This is a genomic window from Nocardiopsis sinuspersici (assembly GCF_001998325.1).
GTDB classification, from domain to species: Bacteria; Actinomycetota; Actinomycetes; order Streptosporangiales; family Streptosporangiaceae; genus Nocardiopsis; species Nocardiopsis sinuspersici.
In genome coordinates this window covers 3257311-3274134 of the sequence record NZ_MCOK01000001.1, presented here as the reverse complement: position 1 = coordinate 3274134, position 16824 = coordinate 3257311, and the positions used below count along the sequence as shown (strand labels likewise).

Genomic DNA, 16824 nt, shown 5'->3' with positions numbered 1-16824 from the left:
AGGGCACCGGTGGAGCGCGGTCCGCGCCACCCGACGCCGTGGAGGACGGGCCTACTCGCCGGTGGTGCCGTCGGCGAGTTCGCGCAGGAGGTCCAGGTGGCCGTTGTGGCGGGCGGTCTCCTCGATCATGTGCAGCAGCACCCAGCGCAGGGTCGGTTGGGGGCGGGTCCGCCGCGCGCCCGAGCCCAGTTCCAGCTTGGCGGTGATCTCGCGCGAGCGGGCGCACTGGTCCCCGTACTCGTCGAGCAGCCGGCCCAGGGGCAGTTCCGCGCCCAGACGCCACTCGGCGTCCGGGTCCTCCTCGCTGTAGGGGGCCAGGTCCGGCTGGTTGAGCATCACGGCCTCGAACCAGAACGCCTCCACCCAGCGCAGGTGGCACACCACACCGCCCACCGTCATCAGGGGGGAGGTCGGCAGCGGCGCCCTCGAGGACAGGTCCGGGGACAGCCCGGCGCACTTGGCGTGGACCGTGGCGCGGTGCCAGTCCAGCCAACTGGTGAGCATGGTGCGCTCGTCGGCGGCCATGGGCGGGTCGACACGCTGGGGCGCGGGGGCGGCCGGGGGACTGCTCTCGTCACTCATGCCGGTATTCTCCGTTCCGGCCGTGCCCGTATCCACTGGTTTTTCTCACAGGCCGGGGCGGGGCGGAGAGAGTGGGGGAGATGGCGGACCAGAAGCGGTCGGGCACGTCGGCGGTGAAGCGCCAGTCGGCGGCGGGGGCGTGTGTCCTGGGGGCGCTGCTCCTGCTGGGCGCGCTCCTGGGCCCCCTGTGGTGGCAGATCGCGCCCCGGGCGGAGGGCGCCGCCCTGGGCGGAGGCGAGGTCTTCACCGGTACCACCGAGGCCGTCTTCGCGGGGGAGGGCTACTTCGTCCTCATCACCGGCCTGGCTGGCCTGGTCACCGGCTACACCGCCTACATGGCCCAGTTCCCTCTGGCCCGCCGCCGCTTCCAGGACCTGCGCATGGCCTGCCTGGTCGCGGGCTGCCTGGGCTCGCTGGGCGGGGCTCTGCTCACGTGGCGCACCGGCGTGGCCCTGGACGGCCCGGCGCACGCCGCCGTGGCCGCCGCCGAGCGCGGCGCCACCGTCCAGACCGGGCTCCAGCTCGACGCGACCGCCTTCCTCCTGGTCTGGCCGCTGCTGTTCGTCCTGCAGTACGGGCTGCTCGACGCGATCAGCTTCGTGCGCCGCGACCAGCCCGGTGTACCCGACCCCGTGCCCGGACCGGGCATGACGGAGCCGGAGCCGGAACCTGAGTCCGAGCCGGAACCGGAGACGGAGCCGGAGGCGGGTCCGGGACCGGAGCCGGGGGCGGACCCGCGAGGCACCGGTCCGCGCCCCGGCCAGGCACCGCCGGCCCGCCCGGTCCCGGCCGAGGACCGGGCGCGGCCGAAGGACCCTCCCCGCTGATCCCGCACCGCCTCACAGGGTCTGGACTGTGTCCTCGTACATGCCGTCGAGCAGCTCCCGGTACTTGTCCTCGACCGCCCGCCGCCGCATCTTGAGGCTGGGCGTGATCTCGCCCTCCTCCACCGTCAGGTCGTTGGGCAGGATCGCGAACCTCTTGACGGTCTCGTGCCGGGGCAGCTCCCGGTTGAGCTCGTCGACGGCCTCCTGCACCATCTCCCTGACCTTCGGCTCACGGGTCAGACCCGCGTAGTCGAGGCCGCCCAGGCCGTTGTCGGCCGCCCACGTGCCGATGGCCTCGGAGTCCAGGGCCACCAGCGCCACGCAGTAGGGGCGCCGGTCGCCGTGCACCACCAGGTTGCTCACGTAGGGGCACAGCGCCTTGAAGCGGCTCTCGATGCCCTGCGGCGCCACGTACTTTCCGCCGGAGGTCTTGATCAGCTCCTTCTTGCGGTCGGTGATGCGCAGGTGCCCGCCCTCCAGGACGCCGATGTCGCCGGTGGCGAACCAGCCGTCCTCGGTGAGCACCTCCTCGGTGGCGCCGGACAGGTTGTGGTAGCCGCGCATCACGCCGCCGCCGCGGATGAGGACCTCGCCGTCCTCGGCGATCCTGACCTCGGTGCCCGGCATGGGCAGTCCGACCGTGCCGAACCTGACGTCGCCGGGCCGGTTGACGAATGTTCCGGCACTGGTCTCGGTGAGCCCGTACCCCTCCAGGATGGTGATCCCGGCACCGTAGAAGAACCGCCCGATGTCGGGGGACAGCGGCGCGCTGCCGGAGATGAGGAACTTCAGACGCCCGCCGAAGAGCGCCCGCAGCCTGGCGAACACGAGCCTGTCGGCGAGCTTGTGCTGTAGGGCCAGCAGGCCGGAGGGCTCCCCGCCCGACTCCCTCCGGCGCGCGACGCGGTCTCCCACGCCCACGGCCCACCGGAAGACCCGGTACTTGGCCGCGCCGCCCTCCTTGGCCTGCAGGACCACCCGGTTGTAGACCTTCTCGAAGATGCGCGGGGCGGCGGCCATGAAGGTGGGACGCACGACGGCCAGGTTCTGCACGATCCTGTCGACCCGGCCGTCCACCGCGGTCTTGAACCCGATCCGCAGCTGGCTGACCTGCATGACCTTGCCGAAGACGTGCGCCAGCGGCAGCCACAGGTACTGCACGTCGTCGATGTTCATGAGGTCCCAGCCCTGCTGGCGCAGTTCGGTGTCCAGCTCCTCCATGGACCGGGCCTCGTAGAGCCAGTTCGCGTGGTCCAGGCGCACGCCCTTGGGCCTGCCGGTGGTACCGGAGGTGTAGATCAGCGTGGCCAGGTGGTCGGGCCGCACACCCGCCACCAGCTCCTCGAACAGGTCGGGCCGCTCGGCGTGCAGAGCGGCGCCCGTGGCCGCCAGCTCGTCGAGGGTCATCACCCAGTCGTCGTCACCGCCCGCGGCGCCCTCGAAGGCGATCACCTTGGACAGCCCCGGCATCTGGGCGCGCTGGGCGACCAGTTTGGCGACCTGCTCGTCGTCCTCGGCGAAGGCCACCATGCTGCCGGAGTCGGAGACGATGTAGGTGCAGTCGGGCGGGGTGGAGGAGGGGTAGATGGTCGTGGAGGCGCCGCCCGCGCACAGCACGGCCAGATCGGCCAGGATCCACTCGATCCGTGTGCTGGAGGCGATCGCGCACCGGGCCTGGGAGGTCACACCCAGGGAGTGCAGGCCCAGTGCGAGGTCGCGCACACGGTCACGGGTCTGGGACCAGGTGAGGGTCTCCCACTTCTCCTGGGCGCCGCCCGGGTCGGGGAGGGGGTAGCTGAAGGCCTCGGCGCCGCCGGACTCGGCGACGCGGGAGAGGAACATTCCGGGGACCGACTGGAAGGGGGATGCAGTGTTACCCATGTCACGAAACTACTCCTGGGTAGGTGAGGCGGCAACAACGTGTGCGGGGCTTCGCCTCGCAGGATCTCCGCCGCGCCGCCCCGCCCCGCGCCGGCTCCCCCGGTGCCCGCCGTCCCGCTCCGGTTCCTCCCGTGCCCGCCGCCCCGGCCCCCGCCCCGGTCCTCCCGCGCCCGCGGCCCGGGTCAGGAGGAGCCGATCGGCGCGGTGACCGCCTCGGTGAGCTTGATCAGGTCCTGGGGCTTCAGTTCCATCTGCAACCCCCGCCGCCCGGCCGAGACGTAGACCGTGGACAGGACGGTCACCGATGCGTCGATCACGGTGCGCAGCCGCTTGCGCTGGCCCAGCGGGCTGATCCCGCCGCGCACGTATCCGGTGGCCCTCTCCGCCATGGCGGGGTCGGCCATGGAGGCCCTCTTGCCGCCGACCGCCGCGGCCAGCGCCTTGAGGTCGAGCGTGGTGCTGACGGGGACGACCCCCACGGTGAGCCGGCCGTCCACGTCGGCGATCAGGGTCTTGAAGACGTGCTCGCGGGGGACGCCCAGCGCGTCGGCGGCGTCGGTGCCGTAGGAGTGCCCGTCCGAGGCGGCGTCGACCTCGTAGGGATGCAGCGTGTACGTGGTCTTGGTCCGCCCCGCGGCCACGGTCGCGGGTGTGGCTTTTGCGCTCATCGAGTACCTGGTTCCTCTCCTGCGCGTGAACGCGCTGGTGCGTGCGTCACGAACACACCCGGGTCGAAGCCCCGGGCACGCGGCACCGGTTCGCACAGCAGGCTAGGTGACCAGAGCCGCGAGTGCGTGGGGGGACGTGCGGGAAAGGTGGTGTTTTCGCCGTCCCAAGCCGATCTCGGGACCTTTGTCCCATGTCCCACGCCCTCAGTTGAACGAGACTCCGTTGTCGAGGAAGGGGCCCGCGGGGAGGTTGGGCAGTGTGGGAGCGGCCACGATGCGGTTCTCCCTGCGCAGGAACCGGGCGGTGACGGCCAGCCGGGTCGCTGCGTCCTCCGCCTCCAGCAGCCGCTGCTTCTCCGACTGGTCCAGGACCGTGGAGGCGGCCACGCTGTAGGACAGCGCGATGGGGTCCTTGGGCAGGTCCGGCGAGGCGTCCGGCGACATCCCGATCGACGCCAGGCGCTGGGAGTAGGTCGTGAACAGGTCCCTCACCCGCTCGGCGTGCTCCTCGACGTCCGGGCCCAGCGGCTCGGGCAGGAGGGCCACCGACGCCGTCGAGTACTCCTCCGGCGATGAGGCGTCCACCTCGGCCATGTCGGTGATGGCGAACCGCGCGCCGCCCTCCACGACCAGGTCGTAGCGGCCGTCCTCGTAGGTGCGCACGTCGCGGACCAGCGCGGTGCACCCGGTCGTGCTCACCCGGGGCAGCGAGGTTCCCGCGCCGCCGGTGACGGGGACCCCGGTGTCCGCGCCCTCCGCGCTCTGCCCGGACTCGGAGGCCACCTCGTGGCCCAACTCGATCCACACCACCCCGAACCGGCGGGGCCCGCGCTCGGGACCGGTCAGCTCACCCTGGGCGAGGGTGGGGCCGAGCAGTTCCGAGACCAGGTGGCGGTACCGCCGCTCGAAGACGTGCAGGGGGACGGTCATGCCGGGGAACAGCACGGTGTTCAACGGGAAGATGGGCAGGGCCAAGGGCATGGTCCCAGTATGCCCCTCATGCCGGGAACGCGGGCGCCGGCGGCACGCCCGGCGCGGGATTTACCGTGGTGGGCCGCCGACGGCCTCCCGGCGGTGTCCCACACGGAGCGGCCCGGGCCCGGCGCCCGTGTTCCCCCCTCTTGGAACGGGCGCCCGGGTCCCGGGCCGTGGGAGCGGCCGCCCGGAGGCGGCCCGTGGTCAGGTCCCGCCTCAGGAGACGGAGGGGCCGGCGGTGCCGGGCGCGCCCTGGCCGCCGTTGTCCTCACTGGGCATGTCGCGGGCGACGAAGGTCTCCACGTCGAACAGGTTGCCGTTGGAGCGGTCCACCACGTTGAGAAGAGTGGACATCTTGGCGACCTCCTCGGTCTGCTCCTGGATGAACCACTGCAGGAACTGCTCGCCGGTGTAGTCGTCCTCGTCGCGGGCGACCTTGGCCAGCCGGTGGAACTGGTCGGTCACCTCACGCTCCTGGCGCAGGGCCAGGGCGACCAGGTCGCGGGTGGCGAAGAAATCGGTCTCGATCTCGTCGATGCCCGGCAGGGCGAAGGAAACGTCGTTGTCCAGGAGGAACCGCACGATCATCATCGCGTGGTCGCGCTCCTCCAGGGCCTGCTCGTAGAAGACCCGCGCCAACTGGGGCAGGTCCTGGTCGTCGAACCAGGCGGCGATGGCCACGTACTGGTGGGAGGCCGTGAACTCGTGCCGCACCTGGTCGACCAGGAGACGGTGGAACTTGGAAAGGCCGATATCGCTGCTCTTGCTCGAAGTCATGGCTCCACGATAACGCATGAAAAAGCTTTTTGCGAAACGTGTGCTGCGCTCATTAATTTGTTAGGCAAGCCTTTCTGAAGATTAATAAGGTTAGGTGTCCCAAACTTAGGCGAAGCTTAATAGTGGCCTTTGTCGCGCCCTGTTCTCCCGTGACCCGGGGGACGTGTCCCCGCCGGTGGAGCCGGTGTGGTGTCCATCATCCGGACAACACCACCCACTGAATGGGCGCCTCCCCCTAGACTGGGACCGTGATCAGTCGAATCGACCTCCGAGGCACCCAGGGCGACCCCCGCCAGGCCCTTCCGCGCGCGGAACTGGACGTGGCAGCCGCCGTTGACCGAGTACGTCCCATCTGCGAGGACGTACGCCATCGCGGGGTCGAGGCGCTGACCGAACTCACCGAACGCTTCGACGGCGTGCGCCTGACCGACATCCGCGTCCCCAAGACCGCGATCGACGCCGCCCTGGCCGACCTCGACCCCTCCGTGCGCGCAGCGCTGGAGGAGTCCGTCCGCCGCGCCCGCGCGGTACACCGCGACCAGCGCCGCACCGACCACACCACCCAGGTCGTGCCCGGGGGCACCGTCACCGAGAAGTGGATCCCCGTCGACCGCGTCGGCCTCTACGTGCCGGGCGGCCGGGCCGTCTACCCCTCCAGCGTCGTCATGAACGTCGTCCCCGCCCAGGAGGCGGGGGTGCGCTCCCTCGCGGTGACCTCGCCGCCCCAGAGCGAGTTCGGCGGACTGCCGCACCCGACCATCCTCGCCGCCTGCGCCCTGCTCGGCGTCGACGAGGTCTACGCCGTCGGCGGCGCCCAGGCCGTGGCCATGTTCGCCCACGGCGCGGGCCCCTGCGAGCGCACCGACATGGTCACCGGCCCCGGCAACATCTGGGTGGCCGCGGCCAAACGCCTGCTCAAGGGCGTCATCGGCATCGACGCCGAGGCCGGTCCCACCGAGATCGCGATCCTCGCCGACGCCACCGCGAACGCCGACTACGTCGCCGCCGACCTGATCAGCCAGGCCGAGCACGACGTCGTCGCCGCCTCCGTCCTGGTCACCCCGGACGAGGCCCTGGCCGAGGCGGTCACCCAGCGCCTCGCCCTCCGTGTGGAGGCCACCAAGCACAGCGACCGCGTCCGCGAGGCCCTGTCCGGCCCGCAGTCCGGCATCGCCCTGGTCGACGACCTCGACCACGGCCTCGCCGTCGTCGACGCCTACGCCGCCGAGCACCTGGAGATCATGACCGCCGACGCGGCCGCGTGGGCCGCGCGCGTGCGCAACGCGGGCGCGGTCTTCGTCGGCGACTTCTCACCGGTCTCCCTCGGCGACTACGCCGCCGGGTCCAACCACGTACTGCCCACCGGCGGCTGCGCCTGCCACACCGGCGGCCTGAGCGTGCAGACCTTCCTGCGCGGGGTGCACATCGTCGAGTACGACCGTGATGCGTTGGCCGACGTCGCCCACCACGTCATCACCCTGGCCAACGCCGAGGACCTGCCCGCACACGGCGAGGCCGTCGCCGCGCGCACGGACCAGGCCTGACCCGAAGGCCAGCCAGCCCGGCGGGAACCGGGCGCACCGCGACCCCGGCCGCACCGGCCGGGGAGCCGCGCCCGCCCGCCCACAACCGACCATGAGCGTGGAACCGTGAGCTTCACCCTGAACGACCTGCCCCTACGCGACGACCTGCGCGGCCGCTCGCCCTACGGCGCGCCACAGCTGGACGTCCCGGTGGTGCTCAACACCAACGAGAACCCGCACCCGCCCTCGCCGCGCCTGGCCAAGGCCCTGGCCGACGCGGTCGCCGACACCGCCCTGGGGCTCAACCGCTACCCCGACCGGGACGCGGTCCGCCTGCGCGAGGGCCTGGCCGCCTACCTCGGCCACGGCCTGACCACCGACCAGGTGTGGGCCGCCAACGGCTCCAACGAGGTCCTCCAGCAGATCCTCCAGGCCTTCGGCGGACCCGGACGCGTCGCGATGGGCTTCGAGCCGTCCTACTCGATGCACCCGATCCTCTCCCGGGGCACCGGCACCGCCTGGGTGCCCGTACCGCGCGACGCCGACTTCCGTGTCGACGTGGAGGCGGCCCTCACCGCGATCGCCGAGCACCGGCCCAGCGTCGTCTTCCTCACCTCGCCCAACAACCCCACCGGCACGGTCCTGGAACCGGCCGACATCGAGCGCCTCGTCCGGGCTGCCCCGGGGGTCGTGGTCGTGGACGAGGCCTACGCCGAGTTCCGCCGCGAGGGCAGGCCCAGCGCCCTGAGCCTGCTGCCCGACCACCCCACGCTGATCGTCTCGCGCACCATGTCCAAGGCCTTCGCCCTGGCCGGGGCGCGCGTGGGCTACCTGGCCGCCCACCCGGCCGTGGTCGACGCCCTCCAACTGGTCCGCCTGCCCTACCACCTGTCCGCCGTCACCCAGACCGTCGCGCTCGTCGCGCTCGACCACGCCGACGAACTCCTCGCCGCCGTCGCCGAGCTGCGCGCCGAACGCGACTCCCTGGTCGCCTGGCTGCGCGGACGGGGCTTCTCCGTCGCCGACTCCGACGCCAACTTCGTCATGTTCGGCGAGTTCGAGGACCGCACCCGGGTGTGGCGGGACATGCTCGGCCAGCAGGTCCTCATCCGCGAGACCGGACCGCCCGGCTGGCTGCGCGTCACCGTCGGCACCTCCGCCGAGATGGACGCCTTCCGGCGGGCCCTGCTCCACGCCACCGGGCGCTGAGCGGCGGACCGCCGGCCGCGGTCCGCCACCGGGACCGGCCGCGGACCCGCCCCGCACCCGCCCGGCGACAACCACACCACCGAGAGAGTGAGGCCCCCATGAGCCGCACCGGACGCGTCGAACGCGCCACCAAGGAAACCAAGGTCCTGGTCGAGATCGACCTGGACGGCACCGGCGTCGCCGACGTCTCCACCGGCGTCGGCTTCTTCGACCACATGCTCGACCAGCTCTCCAAGCACGGCCTGTTCGACCTGACCGTGCGCACCGAGGGCGACCTGCACATCGACTCCCACCACACCATGGAGGACACCGCCCTGGCCCTGGGCGCCGCCTTCCGCGAGGCCCTGGGAGACAAGCGCGGCATCCGCCGGTTCGCCGACGTCAAGGTGCCCCTGGACGAGGCCCTGGCCGAGGTGACCGTCGACGTCTCCGGACGCCCCTACCTGGTGCACAGCGAGCCCGAGGGCATGGCCCCGGTGATCGGCCGCGACTACGACACCACCATGACCCGCCACATCCTGGAGTCGTTCGTGGCCCAGGCCCGCGTGGCCCTGCACGTCCACGTGCCCTACGGCCGCAACGCCCACCACATCGTCGAGTGCCAGTTCAAGGCGCTGGCCCGCGCCCTGCGCGCCGCCACCGAGAACGACCCCCGCGTCAGCGGAATCCCCTCGACCAAGGGCGCGCTGTAGATGGACACCGACCTGTGGGGCATACTCCTCGTCGTGCTGGGAGGCTTCCTCGCCGGAGGCGCCTACACGGTGTGGAGGGCCAACCGGACCATCGCCGTCGCCCTGGGCGCGTGCGCGGTGCTCGCGGTGGCCTCCGGTGTGCTCCGACTGGGCTACTTCTAAGAGGAAGGGCAGCTTCATGGCCTCACGTGTGGTCGTCTTCGACTACGGCTCCGGCAACCTGCGCTCGGCGCAGCGCGCCATGGAGCGCACCGGCGCCGACGTCACCGTCACCTCCGACCCGCACGCCGCCCTGGACGCCGACGGCCTCCTCGTCCCGGGCGTGGGCGCCTTCAGCGCCTGCATGACCAGCCTCAGAGCCGCGGGCGGCGACCGGATCATCGGCAGACGCGTGGCCGGGGGCCGCCCGGTCCTGGGCATCTGCGTGGGCATGCAGGTGCTCTTCGACCGGGGGGTGGAGAGCGCGGACCCGGGCGCCGGAGCCGAGGCCGAGGTGACCGGGGGCTGCGGCGAGTGGCCCGGCACCGTGGACCGCCTGCGCGCGCCCATCGTGCCGCACATGGGCTGGAACACCGTCCGCCCGCCCGAGGACACCCGGCTCTTCGCCGGGATCGGTCCGCGGGAGCGCTTCTACTTCGTGCACTCCTACGCCGTACGCGAGTGGGAGTTCACCTCCGCCAACGAGCGCATCCCCGCGCCGAAGGTGACCTGGTCCGAGCACGGCGAGCCGTTCGTGGCCGCCGTCGAGAACGGGCCCCTGTGGGCCACCCAGTTCCACCCGGAGAAGTCCGGCGACGCGGGCGCCCGCGTCCTGGCCAACTGGGTCGACACCCTCTAGGGAGCGCCGGCCCGTCCGCCGAGCCTCCGACCGACCTCCGCCCGACCGAAACGAGAAGGACCATGACCGGCGAGACCACCACCCCCGTACTCGAACTGCTGCCCGCCGTGGACGTGGCCGGAGGCCAGGCCGTCCAGCTCGTCCAGGGAAGGGCGGGCTCGGGCGGGCAGTACGGCGACCCCTTCGAGGCGGCCACGGCCTGGCAGGACGCCGGCGCGGAGTGGATCCACCTGGTGGACCTGGACGCCGCCTTCGGCCGCGGCCACAACCGCGGCCTGCTGCGCGACATCGTCGGACGCCTCGACGTGAAGGTGGAGATGTCCGGCGGCATCCGCGACGACGAGTCGCTGGCCGCCGCCCTGTCCACCGGCTGCGAACGGGTCAACATCGGCACCGCCGCCCTGGAGAACCCCGAGTGGTGCGCCAAGATCATCGCCGAGCACGGCGACCGGATCGCGATCGGCCTGGACGTGCGCGGCACGACCCTGGCCGCGCGCGGCTGGACCCGCGAGGGCGGGGACCTGTTCCAGACGCTGGAGCGCCTGGAGTCGCAGGGCTGCGCCCGCTACGTCGTCACCGACGTCAACAAGGACGGCACCCTCAAGGGCCCCAACCTGGACCTGCTGCGCACCGTGTGCGAGCGCACCGACAAGCCGGTGGTGGCCAGCGGCGGCGTGTCCAGCCTGGAGGACCTGCGGGCGATCGCCACGCTGGTGCCGCTGGGCGTGGAGGGCGCCATCATGGGCACCGCCCTGTACGAGGGCGCCTTCACACTGCGGGACGCCCTGGCCGTGGTGCGCGAGACGGGGAGGACGGACCAGTGAGCGTCGCGGTACGCGTCATTCCCTGCCTGGACGTGGACGCCGGGCGGGTGGTCAAGGGCGTCAACTTCGAGAACCTGCGCGACGCGGGCGACCCGGTGGAGCTGGCGGGCACCTACGACGCCGACGGCGCCGACGAGCTCACCTTCCTGGACGTCACCGCCTCCAGCGGCGACCGGGAGACCACCTACGACGTGGTGCGCCGCACCGCCGACCAGGTGTTCATCCCGCTGACCGTGGGCGGCGGCGTGCGCACCACGGACGACGTGAACAGGCTGCTGCGCGCGGGTGCGGACAAGGTGGGCGTGAACACCGCCGCGATCGCCCGCCCCGAACTCATCGGGGAGATCGCCGAGCGCTTCGGACGCCAGGTGCTGGTGCTCTCCGCCGACGTGCGCAGGGTGCGGCCGGACGGACGGCCGACACCGAGCGGATTCGAGGTCACCACCCACGGCGGGCGCCGGGGCACCGGGACCGACGCCCTGGAGTGGTGCGAGCGCGCCGCCGAGCTGGGCGCGGGGGAGATCCTGCTCAACTCGATGGACGCCGACGGCACCAAGGCGGGCTTCGACCTGGAGCTGATCGGGGCGGTACGCGCCCGTGTGGAGCTGCCGCTGATCGCCTCCGGCGGCGCGGGAGCCGTGGAGCACTTCGCCCCGGCGGTGGAGGCGGGCGCGGACGCGGTGCTGGCCGCGACGGTCTTCCACTTCGGCGAGTTCACCATCGCCGACGTCAAGAAGAGCCTGCGCGAGGCGGGCCACCCGGTCCGCTAGGGCCCGCGCCTCCCACGGGCCTCGGCCCCAGGGGCCGATCCGGGTGCCCACGGGGTTCCGGAGGCGCCGGACGCGGGTTCGCGGGAGAACGGGCCGACCCGCCGCAGGCACCGGGGGCTCCCGTTCCCGGGACGCCCGAACGCGGGCCGAGGCGAGGCGCAGGCCCGAAGAGCACCGTGGCCTCCGGGGACGGGACCCGTCCCCGGAGGCCACGCGCGTGCCCGGGGCCGCTCGGCGCGGTTCCCACGCACCGGCCACCGAAGCGGTTGGCGGGCACAGCCGCGAAGGAGGCCAGAGGATAGGGAAGTGTGTCCTTTCAGTGGTATCGGCTTCCGTTTTGTAAACGTGATGCGCGTCTCACACATCCAACCCTGTGTGGCACGCCCACCACGCGGATCGCATACGGCGAAAGGACGACCCCATGTCCACCACGATCAGGCGGAGCGCCTCCCTGCTCGCGGCCACCGCCCTGGCCACGGTGACCGCCCTGGCCACCGCACCTCCCGCCCTCGCGGACGACCTCGACCAGACCTCTCCCGAGACCCTCGCCGCCATCGAGTCCCAGGTGTGGCCCGAGTACACCGTCGGTGACGTCGACATCGACGTCTACGCCGCGAAGATGCTCCTCACCTACGGGGAGATCAACCCGGGCGAGCTGGACCCGGAGTTCGACCAGGAGCTCCACGACACCCTCGTCACCTACCAGGAGGCCTTCGGCCTGCACGACGACGGCGACCTCAACCCCGACACCTGGGAGAACTTCCAGGAGTCCGTCTTCGGCCAGCACCAGTTCCACCGAGGCGACCGGGGGCCGGTCGTGACCATGATCCAGCGCGAGCTCAACGCCAAGTTCGACGCCGGCCTCGCCGCCGACGGCGTCTACGGCCCCAGGACCGAACAGGCCGTGCGCGAGGCCCAGGAGTTCTTCGGCATCGGCGTCGACGGCGTCTTCGGCCCCGTCTCCTTCCACGCCGTGATCAGCTACCAGGACTACGCCCGTTGACCGGGCCCCCACCCGTCGGCCACCGCCGCGCCCGGTGTCCGGACCCCCGTGGCCCGGACACCGCCGCTCGTCCGCCCCGTCCCCGTCCACGTGTCCACCCGCCTTTCTGACCGGAACCGGCCCTGCCACGCCCCGGAACTGGACGGAATAGCCCTGTCGCGTCCGGCGCTGAAACAATCTGGTGGAACCTGTCGGTACCGCTGGATAGGTTGACACGGCACGCGCACTCCACGGCCCCTCGGCATGCCCGGGGGCCGCCGTGCGTCTGTCGGGCTGCGCCGGGCCCGCCCCGGCCAGAGAAGAGAACGGGGAGCGCATGGCGCAGGGCACGAGTACCAGGGACCCGGAAACGGAAGGGGGCACGGCCCCACCCGGAACCGGAGAGGGCGGCGGGGACGCCGAACCCCGGAAACGGCCCCGTGCGGACGCGCACACCGGCGTCTTCGGCCGGGGGATGCGCGTGCTGGGGACCGCCATCCGCACCGAGCCGTGGATCTTCCTCGTCGCCGTCGTCGGCGCCATGCTCCACGCCGCCGTCAACGTCGGCTCCGCCTCCGTGCTCGGCTACCTCACCGACACCACCATCCTCCCCGCCTTCGAGCGGGGGACCACCACCGCGGCCGCCCTCACCACCGCCGCGGCACTGCTCATGGCGGTCGGGCTCGGCAAGGCCACCGGCATCGCCATGCGCCGCATGCTCGCCGCGCTCATGCAGTTCCGCATGCAGGCCCGCTACCGGCGCGCCGTCGCCCGCAAGTACCTCGGCCTTCCCCTGTCCTGGCACCACCGCCACCCCACCGGACAACTGCTGTCCAACGCCAACTCCGACGTCGAGGCCGCCTGGCAGCCCCTCGCACCGCTGCCCATGGCGGTCGGCAGCGTCTTCATGCTGGTCATCGCCGCCGTCGCCATGGTCACCACCGACCCGGTGCTCGCCATGGTCGCCTTCGTCGTCTTCCCCGTCCTGGCCGTCGCCAACGTCGTCTTCCAGCGCCGCGTCTCGCCCATGGCCTCCCGCGCCCAGGCCCTGCGCGGCGAGGTCAGCGGCGTCGCCCACGAGTCCTTCGACGGCGCCCTGGTCGTCAAGACCCTCGGCCGCGAGGACACCGAGACCGAACGCTTCACCCACGCCGCCCACCGCCTGCGCGACGCGCTCATCCAGGTCGGCCGGATGCGCTCGATGTTCGACCCCGTCATGGAGGCGCTGCCCAACTTCGGCGTGCTCGCCGTCCTGCTCCTGGGCATGTGGCGGCTGTCCACCGGTGACATCGACCCCGGCGGCCTCGTGCAGATCGCCTACCTGTTCACCCTGCTGGCCCTGCCCATCCGCTCCTTCGGGTGGATCCTCGGCGACCTGCCCCGCAGCGTCGTGGGCTGGGACCGCGTCCAGTCCGTCCTGAAGTCGGGCGGCGCCATGGAGTACGGCACCCGGACCCTGGAGGACACCCCGACCGGCATCGCCCTGCGCGCCCGAGGCGTCACCTTCTCCTACGCCGACTCCTACGACGCCGACGGCGACGGCGGACGCGACCTCATGGACGAGGACCCCGACGCCGCCCGCGCCACCGTCCTCAACGGCGTGGACCTGGACATCGCCCCCGGGCGCACCGTCGCCCTGGTCGGCCCCACCGGAGCGGGCAAGTCCACACTCACCACCGTGCTCATGCGCCTGGTCGACGCCGACTCGGGCACCGTCACCCTCGACGGAGTCGACGTGCGCGACCTGGAACGTGACCAGATCCCCCGGCACGCCGCCCTGGTGCCCCAGGGCACCTTCGTGTTCGAGGACAGCGTCCGCGAGAACATCACCCTGGGCGCCGACATCGACGACGACCAGGTCTGGGCCGCCCTGCGCCTGGCCCGCGCCGACGGCTTCGTCGGCGAGCTGGAGGGCGGGCTCGACGCCCGGCTCGGGGAGAAGGGCACCACCCTGTCCGGCGGCCAGCGCCAGCGCCTGGCCCTGGCCCGCGCCATCGTGCGCCGCCCCCGGCTGCTCATCATGGACGACGCCACCTCCGCCGTCGACCCGCAGATCGAGGCGCGGATCCTCGCCGGCCTGCGCGAACGCGACGACGCCGCCACCGTGGTCGTGGTGGCCTACCGGCGCGCCACCATCGAACTCGCCGACGAGGTCGTCTACATGGAACGGGGGCGCGTCCTGGCCCGCGGCACCCACGACGAACTGCTCACCACCTCGCCCGGCTACACCAGGCTCGTCACCGCCTACGAGCGCGCCTCCGCCGAGAACGAGTCCGAGTACGCGGCCGTCCCCGAGGAGCCCGGACCACCCGAGCCCGCCCGACGCGGCGACGACACCACCGAGGAGACCAGCCGATGAGCGCACCCGCCCGGACACGCGCCGACCAGCGGCCCGACCCCGGAGCGCGGCAGGAGCGTGAGGACGGCGCCGCCGACCCGGTCCTGTTCCTGCACCGCTCCTCCGAGGGCGCGATGGACACGCTCAGGCGCGGCCTCAGGCTCTCCCCGGAGTTCGCACGGGGACTGTGGCTCACACTGGCCTTCGCGGTCGTGGCCACCGCGGGCAAGGTCATCGTGCCCGTCGCCGTCCAACAGATCATCGACAACGGACTCACCGGGAACGACGGCCCCGACCTGGACTTCGTCACCCGCATGGTGACCGTCTGCGCCGCCCTGCTCGTGGTCACCATGGTCTGCTCCTACCTGATGAACGTGCGCCTGTACCGGGCCACCGAGTCCGGCCTGGCCACGCTGCGCCGCAAGGCGTTCCGGCACGTGCACGACCTGTCCGTGCTCACCCAGAACAGCGAGCGCAAGGGCGCCCTGGTCTCCCGGGTCACCAGCGACGTCGACCAGATCAGCACCTTCATGCAGTGGGGCGGCATGCTCCTGCTGGTCAGCAGCGGCCAGCTCCTGGTCGCCACCGTCCTGATGGCGGTCTACTCCTGGCAGCTCACCCTCGTGGTGTGGATCTGCTTCCTGCCGCTGCTGTTCGGCGTGCGCTGGCTCCAGAGGCTGCTGTCCAAGGCCTACCTCAAGGTCCGCGAGAACACCGGCGACATGCTCGGCGTCATCGGTGAGACCGTCACGGGCGCCGCCGTCATCCGCGCCCACGGCATCGAGCGGCGCACCGCCGAGCGCATCGACACCACCGTCCTGACCACCCGCCGCTCCCAGATCCGCGCCCAGCGGCTGTCCGTGGCGGTCTCGCCCTTCGCCGAGATCATCGCGGCCGTCGGCAACACCGCCGTGGTCCTCATCGGCGTCTGGCTCGGCCTGGGCGGCGACCTGACCGCCGGCCAGCTCATCGCCTTCCTGTTCCTGATGACCCTGTTCATCCAGCCGATGATGATGGCCACCGAGATCTTCAACGAGGCGCAGAACGCCATCGCGGGCTGGCGCCGCGTCCTGGGCGTGCTCGACACCGTCCCCGACATCGCCGACCCCGGTGAGGCGGGCCGTGAGCTGCCGCGCGGACCGGTCCGGGTCTCCTTCGAGGAGGTCACCTACTCCTACCCCGAGGGCCCCGTCGTCCTGGACGACGTCAGCGTCGAGGTCACCCCCGGCACCCGGTTGGCCGTGGTGGGGGAGACCGGCTCGGGCAAGACCACCTTCGTCAAGCTGCTCACCCGCCTGATGGACCCCGACGAGGGCACCGTCCGGCTCGACGGCGTCGACCTGCGCGAGGTGGCCTTCTCCTCCCTGCGCGGCCGGGTGGTCATGGTCCCGCAGGAGGGCTTCCTCTTCGACAGCTCCCTGGGCGACAACATCCGCTTCGCCCGACCCGAGAGCACCGACGCCGAACTGGAGGCGGCCATCACCGAACTGGGGCTGTCGGACTGGCTCGACGGCCTCGCGCACGGGCTGGACACCCCGGTGGGCCAGCGCGGCGAGTCCATGTCGGCGGGGGAGCGGCAACTGGTGGCCCTGGTGCGCGCCTACGTCGCCGACCCGGACCTGCTGGTCCTGGACGAGGCCACCTCCGCCGTGGACCCGCACACCGAGGTGCGCATCCAGCGCGCCCTGGACCGGCTCACACGGGGACGCACCTCGGTGACCATCGCGCACCGCCTGTCCACCGCCGAGGCCGCCGACCGGGTGCTCGTCTTCGACGCCGGGCGCATCGCGCAGAGCGGCTCCCACACCGAGCTGGCCGCCCAGCCGGGCGTGTACGCCGACCTGTACGCCTCCTGGGTGAGCTCCTCGGCCTGATCGTGCTTGCTATGGGGCTCTGCTCCGCCCGCCCGTCGCCCGCCGTCGCCCGTTGGGGGCGCTG

At 72.2% G+C, this 16824-nt stretch carries 16 protein-coding genes; 11 read left to right on the top strand and 5 right to left on the bottom strand.

Translation table 11 applies throughout. The features are described from left to right. Nucleotides 1-51: 51 nt before the first annotated feature. Nucleotides 52-582, bottom strand: coding sequence for a DinB family protein (locus NOSIN_RS14070; protein WP_077691181.1), 531 nt, complete (start codon nucleotides 580-582; stop codon nucleotides 52-54). Nucleotides 583-662: 80 nt separating this feature from the next. Between NOSIN_RS14070 and NOSIN_RS14065 the strand changes: the two genes are divergently transcribed. Next, on the top strand, nucleotides 663-1409 hold the full coding sequence (locus tag NOSIN_RS14065) for a hypothetical protein (protein ID WP_077693587.1): 747 nt from the start codon (nucleotides 663-665) through the stop codon (nucleotides 1407-1409). 12 nt (nucleotides 1410-1421) lie between these two features. On the opposite strand, the gene NOSIN_RS14060 is transcribed toward NOSIN_RS14065, so the two are convergent. The 4 genes from NOSIN_RS14060 to NOSIN_RS14045 all read right to left on the bottom strand — a co-directional run bounded on the left by NOSIN_RS14060 (nucleotide 1422) and on the right by NOSIN_RS14045 (nucleotide 5710). After that, complete coding sequence (locus NOSIN_RS14060) at nucleotides 1422-3290, bottom strand: AMP-dependent synthetase/ligase (protein ID WP_077691180.1); 1869 nt, start codon at nucleotides 3288-3290, stop codon at nucleotides 1422-1424. Between the two features lie 182 nt (nucleotides 3291-3472). Next, on the bottom strand, nucleotides 3473-3958 hold the full coding sequence (gene ybaK / locus NOSIN_RS14055) for a Cys-tRNA(Pro) deacylase (protein ID WP_077691179.1): 486 nt from the start codon (nucleotides 3956-3958) through the stop codon (nucleotides 3473-3475). Nucleotides 3959-4162: 204 nt separating this feature from the next. Next, a complete protein-coding gene (locus NOSIN_RS14050; protein ID WP_077691178.1) occupies nucleotides 4163-4939 on the bottom strand; it encodes an LON peptidase substrate-binding domain-containing protein in 777 nt (258 codons plus the stop codon). A 210-nt stretch (nucleotides 4940-5149) separates the two neighbouring features. Further along, nucleotides 5150-5710 carry a ferritin gene (locus NOSIN_RS14045; RefSeq protein WP_077691177.1) on the bottom strand — a complete coding sequence of 187 codons (561 nt, stop codon included), beginning with the start codon at nucleotides 5708-5710 and terminating at the stop codon, nucleotides 5150-5152. Nucleotides 5711-5958: 248 nt separating this feature from the next. Here NOSIN_RS14045 and hisD point away from each other — a divergent pair, with 248 nt between their 5' ends. The 10 genes from hisD (at nucleotide 5959) to NOSIN_RS14000 (ending at nucleotide 16760) form a co-directional block, all read left to right on the top strand. Then, nucleotides 5959-7254 carry a histidinol dehydrogenase gene (gene hisD, locus NOSIN_RS14040; protein ID WP_206057629.1) on the top strand — a complete coding sequence of 432 codons (1296 nt, stop codon included), beginning with the start codon at nucleotides 5959-5961 and terminating at the stop codon, nucleotides 7252-7254. A gap of 105 nt (nucleotides 7255-7359) precedes the next feature. Further along, nucleotides 7360-8442: a histidinol-phosphate transaminase gene (locus NOSIN_RS14035; protein WP_077691176.1), complete on the top strand. Its 1083-nt coding sequence runs from the start codon at nucleotides 7360-7362 to the stop codon at nucleotides 8440-8442. Between the two features lie 98 nt (nucleotides 8443-8540). Then, nucleotides 8541-9134 carry an imidazoleglycerol-phosphate dehydratase HisB gene (hisB, locus tag NOSIN_RS14030; protein WP_077691175.1) on the top strand — a complete coding sequence of 198 codons (594 nt, stop codon included), beginning with the start codon at nucleotides 8541-8543 and terminating at the stop codon, nucleotides 9132-9134. Further along, complete coding sequence (locus NOSIN_RS27235; RefSeq protein WP_170293690.1) at nucleotides 9135-9296, top strand: hypothetical protein; 162 nt, start codon at nucleotides 9135-9137, stop codon at nucleotides 9294-9296. It abuts the gene before it with no gap. A 16-nt stretch (nucleotides 9297-9312) separates the two neighbouring features. Continuing rightward, on the top strand, nucleotides 9313-9972 hold the full coding sequence (gene hisH / locus NOSIN_RS14025) for an imidazole glycerol phosphate synthase subunit HisH (RefSeq protein ID WP_077691174.1): 660 nt from the start codon (nucleotides 9313-9315) through the stop codon (nucleotides 9970-9972). Between the two features lie 62 nt (nucleotides 9973-10034). Then, on the top strand, nucleotides 10035-10796 hold the full coding sequence (gene priA / locus NOSIN_RS14020) for a bifunctional 1-(5-phosphoribosyl)-5-((5-phosphoribosylamino)methylideneamino)imidazole-4-carboxamide isomerase/phosphoribosylanthranilate isomerase PriA (RefSeq protein WP_077691173.1): 762 nt from the start codon (nucleotides 10035-10037) through the stop codon (nucleotides 10794-10796). Beyond that, nucleotides 10793-11566, top strand: coding sequence for an imidazole glycerol phosphate synthase subunit HisF (hisF, locus tag NOSIN_RS14015; protein WP_077691172.1), 774 nt, complete (start codon nucleotides 10793-10795; stop codon nucleotides 11564-11566). Before priA ends, hisF begins: the two co-directional genes overlap by 4 nt. A 421-nt stretch (nucleotides 11567-11987) precedes the next feature. Beyond that, on the top strand, nucleotides 11988-12569 hold the full coding sequence (locus tag NOSIN_RS14010) for a peptidoglycan-binding domain-containing protein (protein ID WP_077691171.1): 582 nt from the start codon (nucleotides 11988-11990) through the stop codon (nucleotides 12567-12569). 316 nt (nucleotides 12570-12885) lie between these two features. Continuing rightward, a complete protein-coding gene (locus tag NOSIN_RS14005) occupies nucleotides 12886-14907 on the top strand; it encodes an ABC transporter ATP-binding protein (protein WP_077691170.1) in 2022 nt (673 codons plus the stop codon). Next, complete coding sequence (locus tag NOSIN_RS14000) at nucleotides 14904-16760, top strand: ABC transporter ATP-binding protein (RefSeq protein WP_077691169.1); 1857 nt, start codon at nucleotides 14904-14906, stop codon at nucleotides 16758-16760. Before NOSIN_RS14005 ends, NOSIN_RS14000 begins: the two co-directional genes overlap by 4 nt. Nucleotides 16761-16824: the final 64 nt, after the last annotated feature.